This window comes from Teichococcus wenyumeiae (assembly GCF_003696345.1).
GTDB lineage: Bacteria > Pseudomonadota > Alphaproteobacteria > Acetobacterales > Acetobacteraceae > Pseudoroseomonas > Pseudoroseomonas wenyumeiae.
Genome location: NZ_RFLX01000185.1, coordinates 1 through 672 on the forward strand (window position 1 = coordinate 1; position 672 = coordinate 672).

Sequence of the window (672 nt, forward strand, 5' to 3'; positions counted from 1 at the left end):
CGTGCGGGCCAGCAGCTTGGTCTCCTCGACTTGCGCCTTCAGCAGTTCCTGAGTCGCCGCATATTCCGGACCAGAGCCCCTGCAGCTGAGGAATTCCTTGACGCTCATCTCAGTGACATGGCCACCCGATGCAGGATTAGCTTCATGCCGGACATAGACCTGATGTGATGCGTCATCTCGGATCAACCACCAGGTATCGCCATTCTGGCTCCTGTAGATCTCTGTCGACGAAAGCGTCATGTCATGGCTCCTCAATGAAGGGCGGGGTCTCCAGCAACATCTCGCATTGTGCTGGCTTGTCTCCCAACACAGCGCCGCCGTTTCCGCTTCCCGATCCTGGCGGCGGCTTGCGGCCGGCCTCCCGGCTAAAGGTCTTTGTAGCCTGCCTGATGACCAACGTGCCGCCGTGCCGCTCTCATCGCAGCTATACAGTCCTCGTCAACGCGGGCCCACAAAATCTCAGCGACGCCGGAATTCAATACCGCTTCCTCCTCACCAGGATGAGGCTAATAAAACTTGTAAATTGCCGGACCACTCTCTATATAGGTTCTGTCAGTTTCGTTGTTCCGGTGTGCTTCTCCTGCCCATGCATTTGGGTTCTGAGCTTGTTTCCGTTTCAAATTGAAGATGATCCGCCACGCAATACTGCTCGGCGGTTTTCCGTTTTGATCG

At 56.0% G+C, this 672-nt stretch carries 1 protein-coding gene; it reads right to left on the reverse strand.

The window, feature by feature from the left end; genetic code table 11:
- Nucleotides 1-240 (reverse strand): hypothetical protein (locus tag EBE87_RS28895; RefSeq protein ID WP_147465078.1); only part of this gene is annotated, 240 nt, incomplete at its 3' end.
- Between the last annotated feature and the right edge of the window lie 432 nt (nt 241-672).